Raw genomic sequence first — 18093 nt, 5'->3', positions numbered from 1 at the left:
CTCGCGACAATATGACTTTATTTTGTTACCATTGCCCCATCACGCCGCACCCAGGAGCTTAACCATGACACATCGCGCTCATCTATTTTCATTGCAGGTTGGTAATGCCCTGCGGGAAAGCTGTATTGATGAACCCTATACACCAGCCAGATTGTGGAAGGACTTACTGGCGGGGCTAACCGTCGGCATCATAGCCATACCGCTGGCCATGGCCCTTGCCATAGCCAGCGGCGTAGCGCCGCAATATGGTCTTTATACCGCCATTATCGCCGGCTTCGTTATTGCCCTGACCGGAGGCTCACGCTACAGCATTTCAGGCCCTACGGCGGCATTTGTGGTTATCCTGTACCCCATTGCCATGAAGTATGGCTTTGGAGGTCTGCTGGTTGCCAGTCTGCTATCGGGTTTCATATTGGTTTTGATGGCTTTACTGCGCCTGGGGCGATTAATTGAATATATTCCAGAATCCGTAACCCTGGGATTTACGGGCGGCATTGCCATCGTGATTGCAACGCTGCAGATAAAGGATTTTTTTGGTTTGTCGATCAGCCATATGCCTGAAAGCTACATTGCCAAAGTGAATGTACTGCTGCATACCCTGCCGCAGGCACACATGCCAAGCGTGCTGGTTGCGGTGATTAGTCTGGCGATCATGCTGTTGTGGCCTAAGCTGAAAACACCTGTGCCACCCCATTTGCCTGCTGTTATCATTGGAACGCTGGCTGCCTTCATGCTTAATCGAGCGGGGATGGGCGTCGAAACCATTGGCTCACGTTTTCATTACATGCTGGCCGACGGTTCAGCTGGTAATGGTATTCCCCCGTTTTTACCTCATTTTTTACTTCCCTGGACACAGGCTGGTGCGGATGGTGCTGCCATGGTCTGGAGCTGGGACAGTATTCAAAACATTCTGCCGGCCGCCTTTGCCATTGCCATGCTGGGAGCCATTGAATCCCTGTTGTGTGCGGTCGTTCTTGATGGGATGAGTGGCAAGCGTCACAGCGCCAACAGTGAGCTGCTTGGACAGGGCATTGGTAACATCATAACGCCTTTTTTTGGGGGCATCACCGCCACTGCCGCAATTGCACGCTCCGCAGCTAATTTTAAAGCTGGAGCTCAGTCACCGATTGCGGCAGCCATTCACGCTCTGGTTGTTCTGGCGGCTCTGGTCGGCTTATCGCCTCTGCTGGCCTACCTTCCCATGCCCAGCATGGCAGCCCTGCTGATAATGGTTGCATGGAACATGAGCGAGGCACACAAGGCCAGGCATATGCTGAGCCGCTCGCCCTATAGTGACATTCTGGTCTTTTTTACCTGTTTTTCCCTCACGATTTTGTTCGACATGGTCCTGGCCATTACAACAGGAATTGTACTGGCTGCCTTATTATTCATGAAAGAAATGGCCGAGATGACTCGACTGGTTGATATACGCACAAATAAACGGCTGGTCGCAAACAGGATTCCAGAGGATTGTCTTGTTTATAAAATTACAGGGCCTCTGTTTTTTGCCGCTGCGGATAAAATATTTGCGGAATTGACCCTGCTCGGCGGGAAAGCCAGGCAGGTGATCCTGTGCCTGGACTCAGTATCCATTCTGGATGCCGGTGGTTTATCCGCCCTGACGCGCTATGCTCATCACTGCGAGTCGCAGGGTACAGAGCTCATCCTGACGGATCTGAATTTTCAGCCTTTGAAAACCCTGGCCAAGGCCGGGATAAAACAGAAGAACGGTGTTTTAAGTTTCTTTCCTACCCTGCATGACGCCCTGCTTCAATTTGAAGAGACGGGGACGCGTTCCAACGTGCTCAATCCGGTTATCTGAGTATCAATAACCTGTCTGGCTTTCCCGGCTACCGGGGTCGGGGTAGCCACAGGCCCTTTTTCCAGTTCCAATGCCTTAGCCTGACTAATGAACTCCGGCATTTTACCGCCAAGCCAGTCAACCAGCGGATCAAATTTCGCGTACAAACGCGACTCTCTGGCGTATTCTTCATAGGGAAGCGAGGTTAATTTCACCGCCACCATGATAAGGCCTATGATAAAGACACCGCGCACGAGGCCAAAGCCCATGCCAAGCAGGCGATCCGTACCGCTCAGGCCTGTTTTTTTTAACAACAGGCCGAGCAAGGCATTCACCAGCCCACCGATAACGAGACACGACAACAGTATCAGGATAAAAGAAGCAACCATTCTTGCAGTCTTATCCTGTATCCAGTTTTGTAACCAGGGATCGAGCACGCTGGAATAATGCCAGGCAACCCAGATGGCGATAGCCCAGACACAGATAGCGACCAGTTCCTTGACAAAACCTCGAATCAATCCTGTCAGAACAGACAGCGCAATAACGCCCAGAATTAATAAATCAACCCAGTACCATTGCATAATTAACCCAGTCCATTTGTTGGTACAACAAATCCTTTAACCTGTTCAACCCGTGCCAGCTTTTGCTGTAAGACACTTGCCTCTTTACGCTCGTTGGCCTGCCCAACCAGCACTCGATACACGGTGCCTTTTGCAGTACTGGATTTAACCATAAAACTACGGTATCCCTTGCTCTTCAATCTGGCAACGAGGGTAACCGCGTTTTTCTGTTGAGAAAAGGTGCCTAACTGAACCGCATAGGATTTTTTGTTATTATTAACGGGGGCTTTTTTAACGGATGCCACAGCCCTGGCTGGTGCCTTTTTAGCAACAGCTGAAACAACCGCTGCTTTTTTGACTATAACCGGTGCGATTACAGCCCGCTTGGGCTCAAGCACTGGCTCTTCTTTTTTTTCTGCGACGCTCAGGCTTACTACAGCCGGCTCTTTCACGGTTTCAGCCAGCATTGGCTTCAATTCGTCATCCATCTGCGACAAGGGCTCCGCTCTTGCAAGACTTGTCGTTGGCTTCGGCTCATCCTTTACCGAAGGCAGCTCAACATGCGCAACCGTCATTCGCTTAAACAGAGCCGCTTCATTTTTGCTTACAACTTTGGGCGCCTCGGGGCGGGATGGCAGCTTGACTGAAAGCGCGCGTTTGTCGTCGAAGCGCTGATTGGACTGCTTCAGGATAGCCGGCGCAAATATTGCCCCAAGCGAAATAACCACAGCAAGACCAACAAGCCGGTGTTTGAGGCGCTCATCCATTACCAATTTCATAGTAACTCCTGGTTAGACAGGTCGTCAGACCGAAAATTTATTGACTCCAAAACCGCTGCAACCGTCAGAAATGACCCGTAAACCAGGACTAAATCCCCGGTTCGGGCCGTCTTGCATGCAGCCTGATAAGCCAAAACTGGGTCATTATAACACAAGGAAACATCAAGTTCATGAATGTTAAGTGCGTTAAGCAGGTCAGCAGATGACGCTGCACGCCGGGCCTGGAGCATGGCTGGATACCAGATGTCGACATGCGGTAGCAGTGGTGCAACAATTCCGGCTATATCCTTATCCGCCAGAGCCGAAAATACGGCATGAACCTTTCTACCTGAATGATGCCGTTTTAACCAGGCGGCAAGGTATTCAGCGGATTGCGGATTGTGGGCCACATCCACAACAGTGAGCACCTCTCCTTCGATTATCTGCGTACGCCCGGTAATATGAGCAGCCGCAACGCCCTCCTGTATCTGCGCGGGCGAAACGGGTAATTTGTCCTGCAGACAGAAGCAGGCTTTCACGGCAGCTGATATTGCATGCGCATGAAACGAAGATTCAGGAAGACTGATGGTATGCTGGCCATCATGGAAAACCATGCGTTGCGTGTTTTCATGCAGCTCAGAACGCAGCTCATAATCTCTCGCATTGATAAACAGGCTGCAGTTCAGTGCATCGGCCCGTTCAAGAATAGCCTGGGGTGGGTTGGTATCAGCATAAACAACAGTCTGGTTATGACGCAGAATACCCGCCTTTTCGCGGGCTATTTCTTCACGGGTATTGCCAAGCCATGCCTGATGATCCAGATCGATGGTGGTAATAATGGCCAAATCTGTATCGAGAATATTTGTAGCATCCAGCCTGCCGCCAAGCCCTGTTTCCAGAATAATGACGTCTGGCCTGCATTCTTTAAAATAGCTCAGGGCAGCCAGGGTGGTCATCTCAAAATAGGTAAGATGGGTCTCGCCTCTCGCCTTCTCAACCTGCTTAAAGGCAGTGACAAGATCCTTATCCGTAATGGCCTGTTTATTAAATCGAATACGTTCGTTGAAGGTCAGCAGATGTGGAGAGGTATAGGCAGCGACTGAATAAGACGCTGCATGATAAATGGATTCGAGCATGGCAACGGTTGAGCCCTTGCCATTGGTTCCGGCCAGGTGTATCAGCACTGCTCCGGGATTAAGCAGGTCCATGGTCTCAGCGACCCTGGCGACGCGCTCCAGGCCGAGCTGAATTTCCTCTTTGTGTCTGTTTTCCAGCAACGAAAGCCAGTCATCCAGATTATCCATTATCTAGGCAGTTCCCGGTGAGATAATTTAGCGATTAGCTCGGCAATGGCCGGTCTAAGCATCCTGCGCTCAAGGATCATATCGATATGACCATGCTCGAGAAGAAATTCGCTGCGCTGGAAGCCTTCTGGCAGAGTTTGACGCACGGTCTGCTCGATAACCCGGGGGCCGGCAAAACCAATCAGTGCATTGGGTTCGGCAATGATAATGTCGCCGAGGCTGGCAAAACTGGCCGATACACCACCCATGGTGGGATCCGTCAGCACAACCAGGAAGGGCAATCCGGTTTCAGCAAACCTGGCGAGGGCAGCCGATGTTTTAGCCATCTGCATGAGAGAAAAGAGGCCTTCCTGCATTCGTGCGCCACCACTGGCTGTAAAGCAGATGTAAGGACGCTTTTCCTGAGTTGCAAGCGTCACAGCACGAACAAACTTCTCACCGACCGTAGCGCCCATGGAGCCGCCCATGAAGTCAAACTCAAATGCGCTGACAACCACTGGCTGCGTCATTAATTTACCTTTCATCACAATGAGTGCTTCTTTTTCGCCACTCGCTTTCTGTGCCTGAAGGATTCGGTCTTTGTATTTTTTGGAGTCCTTGAATTTTAATCGGTCGACCGGCTCGAGATGTGCCGCAATCTCTTCCATGGATCCCTCATCGAGGAACTGATGAAGTCTGGTACGTGCGCCCACACGATGATGGTGATTGCAGTTGGAACATACCGACAGGTTTTTCTCCAGCTCGGTGCTGTAAATAACGGTTCCACATCCAGCACATTTTACCCACAGGCCTTCTGGAACGCGCTTTTGGGTCGCATCCGTTTTAATAATGGAGGGAAGTAATTTTTTTAACCAACTCATAAACAAAAAGTCCGTTGTCAACGTGATGGCCAAGTATATCGTGTCATACCTGGATACGCAATTAAGGGTCAGAAACTGAGAACGGATTACCTCTCTACCGGGCAAGTTTTTAAACTTTATATAATTTGCCCTTTTGCCTGTCTTTTGTCCGGGGATCCATGGTCAAATCAGGCTCGGAGCCAGCTCGAAGATAGTTTCCCGCCTGCGCGGCAATCACAGACCGGAGTTTTGTATGGATTATTTTAATTTACTGGCATAGCTGATACCGATTATCAACACGGGCCCATTCAAATCTGCGGCAAGCGTAAAGATCGGTCCGCCTCATTTCCGACAAGCGCCTGATTTGTCGCTTTTTTAGCAACAATCAGCTGCATTGCCTGGATGTCCATGCAGCGAAACACGACAGCCGAAGAACCGATTCGGCAGGAAAATGAAAGCGTTCTCAAGTCAGCCAGATGGTTCAGGGCGCTTGTAACCTGTTTGATCAGTTCTGGATTATTTTTGCTTACAGCCAGCTCAAAATTCAGCCCATAACTGTTTCTCGATTTTTTGCGCCAGTGAGCCGCACCTGTGTGCGCTGCCAATGCCTGAACGATTTTAACCTCCTCGTTCGCGAGGCGCTGGAAAAAAGGCGAGTGATCACCTGTTGGTATCACCTCAATCTGCGAAGACGATCCGGCAGAATAAGTGCGTTGTGGAGGATTAATACGGCCATCATATATGGCGCTATCCAGGGTACGAATAACTCCATCCGAATTTTTACTGTCTAAGCGGCTGAATACTTTATGAAGCCACCTGAGCTCGCTGTCTTCGGGAGGCACGCAGTTTTGAAACAGGGATTCGAGTATTTCATTAGCCGCCTCGGTGCGCCCCAGATACATCGCTCTCACCAGCCCCGGTAACAGCACGGCTTTTCGCTGTTCAAAACTCAAGCCTCTGATGGCATCTAAAATCTTTGGCAGATAATCGAGAAAATGACTGTCAACAACTTCGTTTTTCCTGTTGGTTAAAACCGGAATATCCAGCGCCCAGCTTTTAATATAATAGCGTTCTCCCATGGCATGAATCAGAGCGCACTGCAGCAGGCCAATTCTTTCTTCCGGATGAAGTTTCTGAATCTCTTCAAAAACCTTGTCAACGTGTTGTGGTTTATGCTCCATTGCCAGAGTCAGTATATTGATTTTATGATGGGTTTTTATCTCATCAGTGGGCCTGAGCGTGGTTCCGTGCAGCAAAAACAACTCCGGACTGCTGAGGACGCGCATCCAGATTCGTTCGATATACCTTGCCAGTGTACCACGCCTGTTGAATTGGGGTCTTAGTGACGTTCTATGTAATCGACCTAATAAATCGATGCTGTTTTCTATAGGATAGGTCCATGAAGAGCGCATATACTCATCGCTATCGGAGCGCTTCTCTGCGCCAGGCATTGTACTTAGAATCTGACCTACATCATAAAGATTTTTACGATTCCATTTGCCAGTAAAAAGACGACGCCACCAGGAGAGTTTTCCGGCGTAATTATTCAACAGAGTGCGCGCAAAATTGAGTACGCCAGTATCAGCATCATTCGATGTTAGTTTTCCTGACATAGGCCTCTCGATTCGGTTAAATTCATTCCTTACTATTATATAGAACGTATATTATGGCAATATTAACCGAATTTTTTGTTAGAAAATTGAAGATAAGACCCGTTAATTATCAGGCCTGCTGACAATTCAACCCTGCCACCAGGGAGCATTTATGAGTTTTTGTCCAGCACAGGGAAGGTAATCAGCTGTCACATAGAAAGTACATTTCCCTGATCCAAATCGATATCCTTTGCGGGTGCCTCCACATGAACCTCCTTCTCCAGTTTATCCAGCGCGCTGAGAGCCTGTTTAACAGAGCTTTTAGATTTACTGAAGAACATGGAAAAATGTCCATCGCTTTTCATGTCGGAGAGTTTAGATTGAATGTTACTTTTGGCCGCCTGAATATCTTCTTTACTGCTTGCATCAGTAATCAGATTCAATATGTCAAATACTGTTTTTAGTCGCTCACTTTTGTCGCGTAATAATTCATATTTTATGACGTTGCGAGTGCTCAGCATTTGCATGCCTACAGCTGACATACGCTTCCGGATAGACTCCTTCGCAACAGCGATATCGATGCCAGCCGAGGTTTGAACCAAAGGGGGTACGTTCAACATGTTTTTGAATTCTTCCAGTGTCGGAACTTTCGGACGCTGAGCAGCCGGAACATCAGCCAGCATCAGTCTCAGACTGTCCCATTGCTCATAGACGCGTTTGGAAACGAGTATGGCTCCAGGATCACCCTGCTCAGCATCCACCCAGATATCAGGCCTATTCCAGGCCGGTTTTTTCAGCAGCAGGTCATTAGTAATGATCATGCTCAGGTTTTCCCGGCGATGTTTCCTGCAATACGCTACAAACCACTTTTCAGCCAGTTGTGATCCATACTCGCCAAATTTAAATCCCTGCGCTCCATAGGCCTTAGACTCTGGAATTTCGGCGCCGTTCATCGTGAGAGGTGTAGCATTGAACTCCGTTGTTTTCCATGCTCGTCTTGACCCCATGAAAGCCACAACTTTTTGGAAAAGAGAAGGATTATCACCTTTGACGCGACAAAAAACAGCCTTTGTAGATTCCAGATTAAGCAGGCGCTTCAGCATCCTGCGTGAGGAATCCATCACACTCATGAAGCCTGAAAAGGTTTCAGGAATCACAATACCCAAAGCAGGCGTTGCAATAGCCGTCTCCAGTATCCGGTTTTTCACACCTTCAAGGATCTTGCTATTCTCGTGTAAATCCTTAATGCCGGTGTATCCTTTGCTCATGGCAAGAGAAGCGGCCAGGGCACGCATCTGAGAAACCTGACGCGCTACGCCACCATCAACTGAAACAACATCATTTCCCGAATTGTCGTCACCATCTACTTTGGGAAGAAACTCACAGGCTTTTTCAACAGCGCGCTGCGCTGCGAAAGACTTTCCACAGCCAGATGGACCCGATACTACGACTGCCGGCCTTTGCAGCCAGCGCTTGCCTTCAAAATGTTGTGTCGAGGAACGAAATACGGCGTTCATATATTCTTTGCTTTGCATTTCTTCTTCGAGTGCAAGCTTATACAAACGGACCCCCTCTGATCCCAGTAAATCTACCATCTTAATATTGCATCGTTCAGGATGCGTTTGTCTCAATCGCTCATTGCCAGAAAATCGTCCCTCATTTGAGCTCGCTTTTTCTGCGACAAGCCGGATAAATGCTTCTCTAAAAAACCTACGATTATTCAAATCAGAGTCATTAACAGGTATTTCGTTTTTATCGGCGTAGTTACGGGTGAGGCTTTCATAACTCATTTGATATGCTTCACTGCCTCTGTAGAGTTCGACAGCACCGGCATCGCTCAGGCGTTCAGCGACAAAAGAGGCGTCATATGCGACAGGATCTACTTCAGGGTTATTGTCAGAGCCTGAGTACACACCAAGTGTGTCCAGCAATGTAGATTCAATGATGTCAGCCCCGTTTGGTATCTTGGCAGGCTCTGGCATAATGGCATCTCCAAAATTACAAAATTAGACCTATATGAATAATTATCGATCATAAAGTCTTTTTTTACAATATCCAGTCTTCTACCTAAAGTTTATTACGATCGTGACGATATCTTAGTCATCACCACCACAATTGGGGTCATCATGAATCGATTGTTGCTAATAATTATAATGATTGTGGCGCAAATCCCGACCGTATGGTCAGAAACCCGCTTTGGCGAAACCTTGTGCCATCAAAGCGACTATTTTTGTATCAAAACCAAATCCGGTGACAGCTGGAACAGCCTTTTTCCTAATCCCGAGGCAGAAGATATCGTTCGAAGAATTAACCGGATGAACATTCCTCTTAAGCCGGGTATGACGATTGCCATACCCAAAAATCTTGACCGGGTAACGATCTATGATGTATCGCCTTTTCCACGCTATATCGAAGCAGAAGGTGAAAAAACAATCTATGTCAGTCAGAGCAAACTGGCCTGGGGCGCTTACGATGAAGCCGGTGAGTTAATCTGGTGGGGACCTATTTCGTCGGGCTCGTCGAGTTGTCGAGGTGTATATGGCGGATGCGCCACACCGTCCGGATCGTTTCGAATCATCCGCAAACAGGATGTAGATTGTATATCAACAGCCTTTCCACGCCGTGCCGATGGCAATAATGGTGGCGCGGAAATGCCCTATTGCATGCACTTTTTCCGTGGTTATGCATTACACGGCAGCGATGTTGTACCTGGTTATCGCGCAAGCCATGGCTGTGTTCGTATGTTCACTGAAGATGCGCGCTGGCTGAACGAGGATTTCGTTACCGTTCCCGGCGACGGTGATCGAGGAACACGCGTTATAATCGACGATCCCAGCTAGTGCCTTATCAATATTCAATCTTGAGGCAGGGTGGGCAAAGGAGCGACAGCGACGTGCCCACCCTACCCCTGTATTTAATCTTGACAAATCCACACTGAATCGCACGCCTGTTTACTGTAACAGGGTGAAAGCCCCGCGGATTCCTTGCCTGGACAATTGATTTTTATAGCGGTCACTCATCTGCCTGCTGGAAAATGGCCCCACTTTCACAATATAACGGTTTTGATGCGTTTCGACTGTGACACGGGCTGATCCCGCCTTTTTCAAACGGCTTTGCAGACTTTGAGCGAGCTGACGGGTACCAAAAGCACCAGCCTGAATATAGTACTGCGCTACATGAGGCCGCCCTCCCAGTCCCACATTAACTGCTTCAATTTCAACTGGCGCGGTTCCATTGGGTAAAACTCCCAGTTTGGTTGCCGCAGCATAAGACAGGTCAATAATCCGGTCGGAGTGAAATGGTCCTCTGTCATTAATTTTAACAATAGCTTCGCGTCCGTTTTTAAGATTTCTAACCCGGACATAAGATGGCAAAGGCAGTGTTTTATGTGCCGCCGTCATGGCATACATATCATATTTTTCGCCACTGGACGTGCGCTGACTGTGAAATTTAGTGCCGTACCAGGATGCCAGTCCACGTTTTTTGTAACCCTGAGTGGATCGCATGATACGGTAGGTACGGCCATCTACGGCATAAGACTCTGGATTGCCATAGCGACTGTAGGGTTCGTATTTCGGCTTAACCGGCTTAATCTGACTGGGCAGTGGGCCTTTTGGTGCGCTGTCCTTGCTTTGTGGGTATACACGTTGTCCATTATGGTACCTTACAGCCTGCCCGGAGGTGCTGCGTGACTTTCCATGCTTTGAGGTATTTTGAACTGGCGTTGTAGCGCATGCTGAGAGAAAAACAAATAAAATCAATGTAGTAAATCGTAAAAAGGGACAATGCATACTCTTACCTGTAATAAACCATTTCAGACGATTTTAGGCAAAAAAAAAAATCATACAAGTTATTTCCGATTAATCAGGACAGTTTGCCTGAACCGTGACCGTCAGTGAGCGGAAGTCAACAAAGCTATTTGGATGCATCAAACAGCTGTGTTACCATCCCATTATTTTGTAATTACGAGTGTAAAATCATGAGCTTTCTTAGAAACACGATAAAAACAGCGCTGATAGCAGGCATGATGATTAATTCATCATCTATTGGAGCAGAGTCTGCCCTGCCCGTCTCCCACGGGCCCAGAGCAGCTGTAATCAGCAAACCACTGGTTACCCCTTCTGCCCCTGCACTCAGCGCCAAAGCTTATATTCTGATTGACGTGGACAGTGGAAAAATTCTGGCAGAAAAGAACAGCGAGGAAAAACTGCCACCGGCCAGCCTGACCAAAATGATGACCCTCTATGTCATTTCCAATGCCTTACATAACGAGCAGTTAAGCCTGAACAGCATGGTCCGCATCAGTCGCGACGCATGGAAAATCGGTGGCTCCAGAATGTTTGTAAAGGAAGGTCAGGAGGTCAGTGTTGAAGATCTGCTGAAAGGCATTATCGTTGACTCAGGTAATGACGCCTGCGTCGCCATGGCCGAGCATTTGGGTGGCAGTGAACCCGGGTTTGCTGAAATCATGAATCAGCAGGCCAAAGAGCTGGGCATGGACGACAGCCACTTCACCGACAGCACCGGTCTGCCGGATGAAAAGCTGTATACTACCGCACGGGATCTGGCCATTCTGGGCCGCTCGCTGATTAACGATTTTCCCCAGTATTACCACTGGTATAAGCAAAAATGGTTTACCTTTAACGGTATTCGCCAACCTAACCGTAACCGTCTCCTGTGGCGCAACAGTCAGGTCGATGGCCTGAAAACCGGTCATACCAGCGAAGCCGGCTTTTGCCTTGTATCTTCGGCAAAACGCGAAAACATGCGCCTTCTCGCTGTCGTACTGGGCGAACCTAACGACTCCGTTCGCGCCGATGACAGTGAACGCCTGCTGAATTACGGATTCCGCTTTTTTGAAACGCATGAACTGTATAAGGCAGAAAAAGCCATCACACAGATTTCCCTGTACAAGGGGCAGGCAGACAAGTTAAACATCGGTTTGCTGCAGGATCAGTTCATTACGATTCCGACTGGCCAGTACCAGCGCCTGAGCATCAGTACCAAAGCACCAGACGACCTGGTTGCTCCAATAGCCAAAGGAGATAAGGTTGGTGAAGTGCAGGTACAGTTTGATGACAAAATCATTGAAACCTATCCGGTTTATGCCCTGGAAGACGTACCAGAAGGCGGTTTTTTCAAACGTTTCAAAGACAGTATCCGTTTAATGTTCAAACGATGGTTCAGCTGACATGAGTGATAAGACAAGCCTGCTCGCGTTTCCCTGTGATTTCCCGATAAAAATTATCGGGGATAACACCAGCGAATTTGTTAATGGTGTCAAAACGATCATCCGACACTATTATCCTGAAACAACAGACGACCGAATCAGTCAAAAAGACAGTGACAAAGGGAACTACGTGTCCATTACCGCAACGTTGCACTGCCATGATAAAGAAACGCTGGATGCTCTGTATACCGAGCTTACCCGATACCCGGGCATGAAAATGGTGCTATGATGATTATTACCCGCGAGCTGGGCCTGCAACCCTATACGACCATATGGGATAAAATGAAGGATTTTACCGTATCAAGGACTGACGATACTCCTGACGAGCTTTGGTTGCTTGAGCATCCCTCCGTCTATACTCAGGGGCAGGCAGGCAAAGCGGAGCATATCCTCAATCCAGGCGCCATTCCACTTGTAAACTCTGATCGTGGCGGCCAGGTTACTTATCATGGACCAGGCCAGCTGGTAGGCTATGTCTTAATGGATATACGCCGGCGTAATATCGGAATCAGAACGCTTGTCAGCAAGCTGGAGCAAAGTCTGATTGCCCTGCTGGCTGAATACGGTATCGCTGCCACCATCCTCTGCGGGGCCCCTGGCGTGTACGTCGACGAAATGAAAATCGCCTCCATTGGTCTGCGCGTTAAAAATGGTTGTACCTACCATGGCATTGCTCTTAATGTGGACATGGATTTAACGCCTTTTGACGGCATTAACCCCTGCGGGTTCGCAAAGCTTCAAATGACTCAAATCAGTCATTATAATGACAAGGTAAGCGTTTCCAGTGTGGCGCCTCAATTCCGTGCCATGATGCTAAAACATTTTGAAAGCTGACTATGCACTTATTCGCTGATTACATTCAACCCATTACGGTCTGGCTCGAAACCCATCCTCACTGGGCTTTGTTTTTCTGCTTTGTTATTTCTTTTTCTGAGTCCGTAGCCATCATTGGCAGTATTATTCCGGGCTCCATTACCATGACCGCTCTGGGGATACTGGCTGGTTCAGGCATTATGCGCATTGATCTCACCCTGATTGCCGCTACGCTGGGCGCCATTGCCGGGGATGGCCTGAGTTATTTTATTGGCTATGTCTACAGCGATCGTATGGGCTCCATCTGGCCCTTCAGCCGTTATCCTTTGTGGCTTGAATATGGCAAGGATTTCTTTTCTCGTCATGGCGGAAAAAGTGTCCTGATTGGGCGATTTGTTGGACCGCTACGCTCCATTATCCCGGTTATTGCCGGCATGATGCATATGAGCCATCTGCGTTTCTTTGTTGCAAATGTCATATCAGGCATCGGCTGGGCCTGTCTGTATGTGTTACCTGGTGTTGCCATTGGCGCAGCCAGTGCCGAACTTTCACCTGAAAGTGCCACTCGCCTCTTTTTATTTGTCATGGTATTTCTTGGTGGAATCTGGCTGCTGAGCACGGGCATTAAGCACCTTGCAATCATGATCAACCGACGTCTGCGCATGCAGCTTCACGATGCATGGGCGTGGTCCATCGCTCATCCCAGACTGACCAGACTCATTCGAAGTATGACACCTGCAGGAGAGGACAATTATTACCACACCGCCCTCGTCAGCATGGGTGCTGTGCTGTTGACCATACTCTTTATTGTCCTGACCTGCTTTGTTTTAAGCGCTTATGATTCTGCCGTTAATCAACCTGTCTGGCTTTTTTTACAAAGCCTGCGCACAACAGCCTTTGACGTGTTTTTTATTGTCATATCAGAATTGAGCGCGACGCCTTCTCTGCTCAGCGTAATGATTGGCATCAGCCTGTTGGCCATCCATAAAAAAGACTGGAGGGCTTTGACCGGATGGCTCTCTCTAAACCTGTCCTGCGTTCTTGTGCTTTTACTGGCTCACAGCTTTATTACAATTGCACCGCCAGAAGGATTGATTGAAATACAAACTGAAAACTCATACCCCGCTATTTCATTAGCGATAGCTACAGCTCAGTTTTCCGCTCTGCTGTTCTATCTGAATTACGTCATGATCTGCCCCTATAAACGTGTACTGAATCTCGTTTTTCCCGGGCTGATGCTGGTGGCTGGATTCGCCCCCCTGTATCTCGGTGACTCCTGGCTGACCGATGTGCTGGGTGCCTACCTTATCGGTTTTGCCATTACGCTTTTTCATTGGCTTTTTTATCGACGCAAAGCCATCCCGACTCACACAAGCTGCATTTTCTTATGGATATTGCCCCTTCTGGCTCTGGTCAGCATGATTTCTCTCTATTTCAGTTTTGAGCAAAGCACGCGTGCACACAGACCCTATCAGGCCCAATATCTGTTTACACAGCATTCCTGGTGGAACCAGACCAACGCCATTCTGCCTGTCTATCGTAAGAATCGGATTGGACGACGTGTCAGTCTGTTTAATATTCAGTATGCCGGAAGTCTGGAGCATCTGGAAAAAGCACTGTCAGCCTATGGATGGCGCAGACAAAAAGATTCAATGTTTAACTCCATACTGACGCGAATCAATGGCCAGCATAACGCTCTGGACACCCCGATCATGGCGCAGCTCTACCTCAACAGAAAACCTGTTCTTACCATGATTTATTACACTCAGCAGGATGAGCCTCTGCAGATTCTTCGCCTGTGGCGCTCTAATTATCATATTAAAAACATACAGCAGCCCATCTGGCTAGGCAGTGTCAACTCTTATTTGCTGGCTGCAGAAAAACCGACTCGACCAGGGAAAAACAGTCGTCCATCACTCTATTACATAACCGAGGCCCTGCAGGGTTTTTCCACACGAACAATCGAATTAAAGAACAAGACTCCGGCGAAAACAATGTATCACTATGAGCCGGTACTTTTGCTGATTAAGGAAGCACAGGTTTCTCCATGAAAACAGCTATCATCATTCCCGCCCGCTACGCATCAACCCGACTACCGGGCAAACCATTGCTTATGATTAACGGGCAGAGCATGTTGCAGCGTGTCGTGCGTCTGTCGCAGGCAGCGGCGGAAGGTATTAAAGACGTGAGCGTTCTGGTTGCAACGGACGATGATCGGATTGCAGCACATTGCGAGCAGATTGGCGCGCAATATGTCATGACAGCCGCTGAAACGGCCAGCGGTACTGATCGAGCTGCAGAAGCCGTTGAACAGCTTCGCGATAAACATGATTTCATCCTCAACATGCAGGGCGACGCGCCGTTGACGCCACCTGATTTTCTGAGTGCCATGATTAATGCCTTCGCAGCCTCTCCCTGCGATGCCGTAACACCTGTCACCCGCTTAAGCTGGGAGCAGCTGGATACCTTACGCAAAAACAAGGAAAAAACTCCCTTCAGCGGCACAACAGCCGTGTTTGATCACCGCACGGGAGATGCCTTCTGGTTCAGCAAGGCGATTATTCCCGCCATGAGAAAAGAAGAGGAACTACGCAGGCAGAGCAATCTCAGCCCGATATATCGCCATATTGGCTTATACGGTTACTCACGAGAAGCGCTGGAAAAGTATCGCAGACTGCCAGAAAGCCCGTACGAAAAACTGGAGGGTCTGGAACAGCTGCGCCTGCTGGAAAACGGTTTCAGACTTCGCTGTGTCCCGGTTGACTACCGGGATCGTGCCAGCATGTCCGGCATAGACAGCCCGGAGGATCTGTCCCGCGCTGAAGCTCTGATTAATCTGCATGGTGAACTTCTGGAGCATTCATGAATACACGCTTAATCATAGCCCGTCATGGAAATACCTTTGCTCCCGGTGATGTTGTCAGGCGCGTTGGCTGCACTGATTTGCCTCTGGTAGAAAGTGGTCTGCAACAGGGGTTTAAGCTGGGCTGCTGGCTTAAGGAAAACAGGCTGATACCCGACTACATTGTCACCTCCCGCCTGCAGCGAACCATCCAGACCGCGGAACAGGCACAACGTGCCATGGGCACCAGCCTGCCGATGCAACCATTAGCTGCATTTAACGAAATTGATTACGGTCCAGATGAAAATCAGCCAGAAGAAGACGTTATAAAACGCCTGGGGGCTGAAGCCCTCAAACGCTGGGAAGAAGAAGCCATTATTCCCGATGGCTGGCGAATCAGCCCTCAAACTATTATTCAAACCTGGTTCGACTTTGCTGAACAGCTAAAACAAAATCACGCCGGTCAGACTGTTCTCGTCGTTACCAGCAATGGCATCGCACGCTTTGCCCCTTACCTGACCGGAGATTTTAAGGCCTTTGCCACAACCCACCGAATAAAAATCGCGACTGGTGGCGTTTGTTTATTTGAGGGCAGGCAGGCCGATTCGTCCTGGGAATGCCTGGAATGGAATGTTAAAATAACATGAAAGGCATAACGGACCGATTTACCATCGTCTGCATAACAGACGTATTATTAAGCGGTGGGAAATCAGCTGCTGGACAATACGCCGGTCTGTTATTCCCGCGCAGGTGGGAAACTATGCTGGAGTTGGCCCCGAGCCTGATTTGACCACAGTTCCCCGCCTGCGCGGGGAGGACAAATGATGAGCTGAGAGGACAAATAATAATTTGTCCAGTACAAAGCACGATATTTCAACCCATTGCTGTTTTAATTCTGTCAACATGTTGCTCGAATAAAGACTTGAACTGTGGGTGCGTTTCAACAAATTTCTCCCTACTCGCTTCGTCCATGTCTGCAATTAAAGCACTGATGCTATCATCGTCAGCCAGAGCTGCATCTGATGTATCCAGCATCTCCGTACACAGTTGTAGAAGCATTTCCTGCTCTTGCTCAGGAATATCTTTCAGTATCTCGTCACTGAAAAACAACGGGCCTCGCTGGCTCGCCGGTAATGCTCGTAATTTACGCTTTTGATTGTCTAAATCTTTCCGAAAATCTTCGATTGTTAACGGTCTGGGGGTTCTAAACATGTTGTTTTAAGCCTTAATTGACTGAGTTTGGCTCATTGTAACTAGATATTGCCCATTAAGCAATCCTGGGTTCTGTTCAACCAACGACTGATTGCCCAATAAAATAACAAATAAATTTGCATTACCCTTGTTATTTGCCGTACATTTAACACTCACAGATATTGCTGGAATCAAATCATGGCTGCAACAGAAACAGCGGTAAAGAGTTTAAAGGGCACAGCATATAGCGTACTTCTAAACAACAAGGGGCTTTTTAGCAAGAATGATGTAGCCACATTACCGCCATTAAGGGAACATTTAACCGCCACCCTGATTGAACATGTGGCGCATGGACGTCAGGATGAAGCGAAAGACATTTTGGACCAATTTCCTGAACTGCTTTTGGAAACCGGAACCGTCACTGATATTGGCGGCAACCATTTTCAGGGCATCACCGCTTTTAAATATGCCCTATGGGCAATGGATACCCACATATACACTATGATGCTGGATTGTCTTCCTGAAGGCGACCAAGGGGGGGAAATAAGAGGAGACTTATTAGCACAAGCCACGACGCAAATAGAGCACTTTGATTTTAAGCCGCTCATTACGGCGCTTCAAACCTATGTTGATAATTTTGATGGCTGGGATTCGACGCAGCGAGAAGCGCACTGGCATAAGGTCGTAGGCTTGGCACAACAGAGTTTGCCGGCACATGTTCGCCACGAATATTGCAACCCGGGCCGCTCATTTTATCCTGCGCCAGGTTTTACTGAGAAGGTCTTAACACGTTCTTTATGGTTTTATCATTTGGCTTCGTCTACGTGGCTGAATTGGGATAGTAGGTTACTTGGCTTAGGTTCTGATTTTGCGATTGTTCGCGCGCGGGGCTTGCGGGCGGGCATGTGCTGTGCTTGCGTCGGGGCTGCACGCGCTGATTTGGCGGCAATAACCGCCTTATATGAAGTGAGAACCGCGGACTTGACTACGCTTATGCAGCGACTTCAGAGCCCAATTCAAAAACCTGAAGATGCTTCACAAGCTCCGACCCGCATGATTTCCTAGCCCGAGTGAGCAATCCCGCGGCATAGATTGCCGCGGGATTTGGCTCCCAACAAGCCGTTAAAAACCATTCTAGCAGTTCCTGATATCCCCAGGTTTCT

17 protein-coding genes are annotated in these 18093 nt (G+C 48.6%); 9 read left to right on the top strand and 8 right to left on the bottom strand.

Features of this window, described 5'->3' with window-relative positions; all coding sequences use genetic code 11:
* The first annotated feature begins 64 nt into the window (after positions 1 to 64).
* A complete protein-coding gene (gene dauA / locus ACQUTA_RS03955; protein ID WP_444986905.1) occupies positions 65 to 1822 on the top strand; it encodes a C4-dicarboxylic acid transporter DauA in 1758 nt (585 codons plus the stop codon).
* On the opposite strand, the gene ACQUTA_RS03950 is transcribed toward dauA, so the two are convergent.
* The 6 genes from ACQUTA_RS03950 to ACQUTA_RS03925 form a co-directional block, all read right to left on the bottom strand.
* Positions 1771 to 2382 (bottom strand): CvpA family protein, encoded by a 612-nt coding sequence (locus ACQUTA_RS03950; protein ID WP_444986904.1) that lies wholly within the window; start codon positions 2380 to 2382, stop codon positions 1771 to 1773. The genes dauA and ACQUTA_RS03950 overlap by 52 nt on opposite strands.
* 2 nt (positions 2383 to 2384) lie before the next feature.
* Positions 2385 to 3140, bottom strand: a complete 756-nt coding sequence (locus ACQUTA_RS03945; RefSeq protein ID WP_444986903.1) for an SPOR domain-containing protein — start codon at positions 3138 to 3140, stop codon at positions 2385 to 2387.
* Entirely contained in the window at positions 3137 to 4423 is a 1287-nt protein-coding gene (folC, locus tag ACQUTA_RS03940; RefSeq protein ID WP_444986902.1) for a bifunctional tetrahydrofolate synthase/dihydrofolate synthase, read from the bottom strand. Before folC ends, ACQUTA_RS03945 begins: the two co-directional genes overlap by 4 nt.
* Positions 4423 to 5283: an acetyl-CoA carboxylase, carboxyltransferase subunit beta gene (gene accD / locus ACQUTA_RS03935; RefSeq protein WP_444986901.1), complete on the bottom strand. Its 861-nt coding sequence runs from the start codon at positions 5281 to 5283 to the stop codon at positions 4423 to 4425. The genes folC and accD overlap by 1 nt, the downstream gene beginning before the upstream one ends.
* Before the next feature lie 287 nt (positions 5284 to 5570).
* Complete coding sequence (locus ACQUTA_RS03930; protein WP_444986900.1) at positions 5571 to 6875, bottom strand: DUF5617 domain-containing protein; 1305 nt, start codon at positions 6873 to 6875, stop codon at positions 5571 to 5573.
* A 188-nt stretch (positions 6876 to 7063) separates the two neighbouring features.
* On the bottom strand, positions 7064 to 8836 hold the full coding sequence (locus tag ACQUTA_RS03925; protein ID WP_444986899.1) for a hypothetical protein: 1773 nt from the start codon (positions 8834 to 8836) through the stop codon (positions 7064 to 7066).
* 171 nt (positions 8837 to 9007) lie between these two features.
* On the opposite strand from ACQUTA_RS03925, the gene ACQUTA_RS03920 reads away from it, so the two are divergent.
* Positions 9008 to 9694 (top strand): L,D-transpeptidase, encoded by a 687-nt coding sequence (locus ACQUTA_RS03920; RefSeq protein WP_444987001.1) that lies wholly within the window; start codon positions 9008 to 9010, stop codon positions 9692 to 9694.
* 111 nt (positions 9695 to 9805) lie between these two features.
* Here the strand turns inward: ACQUTA_RS03920 and ACQUTA_RS03915 are convergent, their stop codons facing one another.
* Positions 9806 to 10645 carry a septal ring lytic transglycosylase RlpA family protein gene (locus tag ACQUTA_RS03915; protein ID WP_444986898.1) on the bottom strand — a complete coding sequence of 280 codons (840 nt, stop codon included), beginning with the start codon at positions 10643 to 10645 and terminating at the stop codon, positions 9806 to 9808.
* A gap of 188 nt (positions 10646 to 10833) precedes the next feature.
* Here ACQUTA_RS03915 and ACQUTA_RS03910 point away from each other — a divergent pair, with 188 nt between their 5' ends.
* Genes ACQUTA_RS03910 through ACQUTA_RS03885 form a run of 6 tightly spaced genes read left to right on the top strand, consistent with a single transcriptional unit; the run spans position 10834 to position 16386 of the window.
* A complete protein-coding gene (locus ACQUTA_RS03910; RefSeq protein WP_444986897.1) occupies positions 10834 to 12045 on the top strand; it encodes a D-alanyl-D-alanine carboxypeptidase family protein in 1212 nt (403 codons plus the stop codon).
* Position 12046: 1 nt separating this feature from the next.
* Positions 12047 to 12313: an HP0495 family protein gene (locus ACQUTA_RS03905; protein ID WP_444986896.1), complete on the top strand. Its 267-nt coding sequence runs from the start codon at positions 12047 to 12049 to the stop codon at positions 12311 to 12313.
* Positions 12314 to 12315: 2 nt separating this feature from the next.
* Complete coding sequence (gene lipB / locus ACQUTA_RS03900) at positions 12316 to 12918, top strand: lipoyl(octanoyl) transferase LipB (protein WP_444987000.1); 603 nt, start codon at positions 12316 to 12318, stop codon at positions 12916 to 12918.
* 2 nt (positions 12919 to 12920) lie between these two features.
* Positions 12921 to 14948, top strand: a complete 2028-nt coding sequence (locus ACQUTA_RS03895; protein WP_444986895.1) for a VTT domain-containing protein — start codon at positions 12921 to 12923, stop codon at positions 14946 to 14948.
* Complete coding sequence (locus ACQUTA_RS03890) at positions 14945 to 15763, top strand: 3-deoxy-manno-octulosonate cytidylyltransferase (protein ID WP_444986894.1); 819 nt, start codon at positions 14945 to 14947, stop codon at positions 15761 to 15763. The genes ACQUTA_RS03895 and ACQUTA_RS03890 overlap by 4 nt, the downstream gene beginning before the upstream one ends.
* Positions 15760 to 16386: a histidine phosphatase family protein gene (locus tag ACQUTA_RS03885; RefSeq protein WP_444986893.1), complete on the top strand. Its 627-nt coding sequence runs from the start codon at positions 15760 to 15762 to the stop codon at positions 16384 to 16386. Before ACQUTA_RS03890 ends, ACQUTA_RS03885 begins: the two co-directional genes overlap by 4 nt.
* A gap of 226 nt (positions 16387 to 16612) precedes the next feature.
* On the opposite strand, the gene ACQUTA_RS03880 is transcribed toward ACQUTA_RS03885, so the two are convergent.
* Complete coding sequence (locus tag ACQUTA_RS03880; protein WP_444986892.1) at positions 16613 to 16951, bottom strand: hypothetical protein; 339 nt, start codon at positions 16949 to 16951, stop codon at positions 16613 to 16615.
* Between the two features lie 177 nt (positions 16952 to 17128).
* Between ACQUTA_RS03880 and ACQUTA_RS03875 the strand changes: the two genes are divergently transcribed.
* A complete protein-coding gene (locus tag ACQUTA_RS03875; RefSeq protein ID WP_444986891.1) occupies positions 17129 to 17995 on the top strand; it encodes a Dot/Icm T4SS effector CpeA-related protein in 867 nt (288 codons plus the stop codon).
* Positions 17996 to 18093: the final 98 nt, after the last annotated feature.

Source organism: Legionella navarrensis, from assembly GCF_052527415.1.
This window is presented reverse-complemented; position numbering and strand designations above follow the sequence as displayed.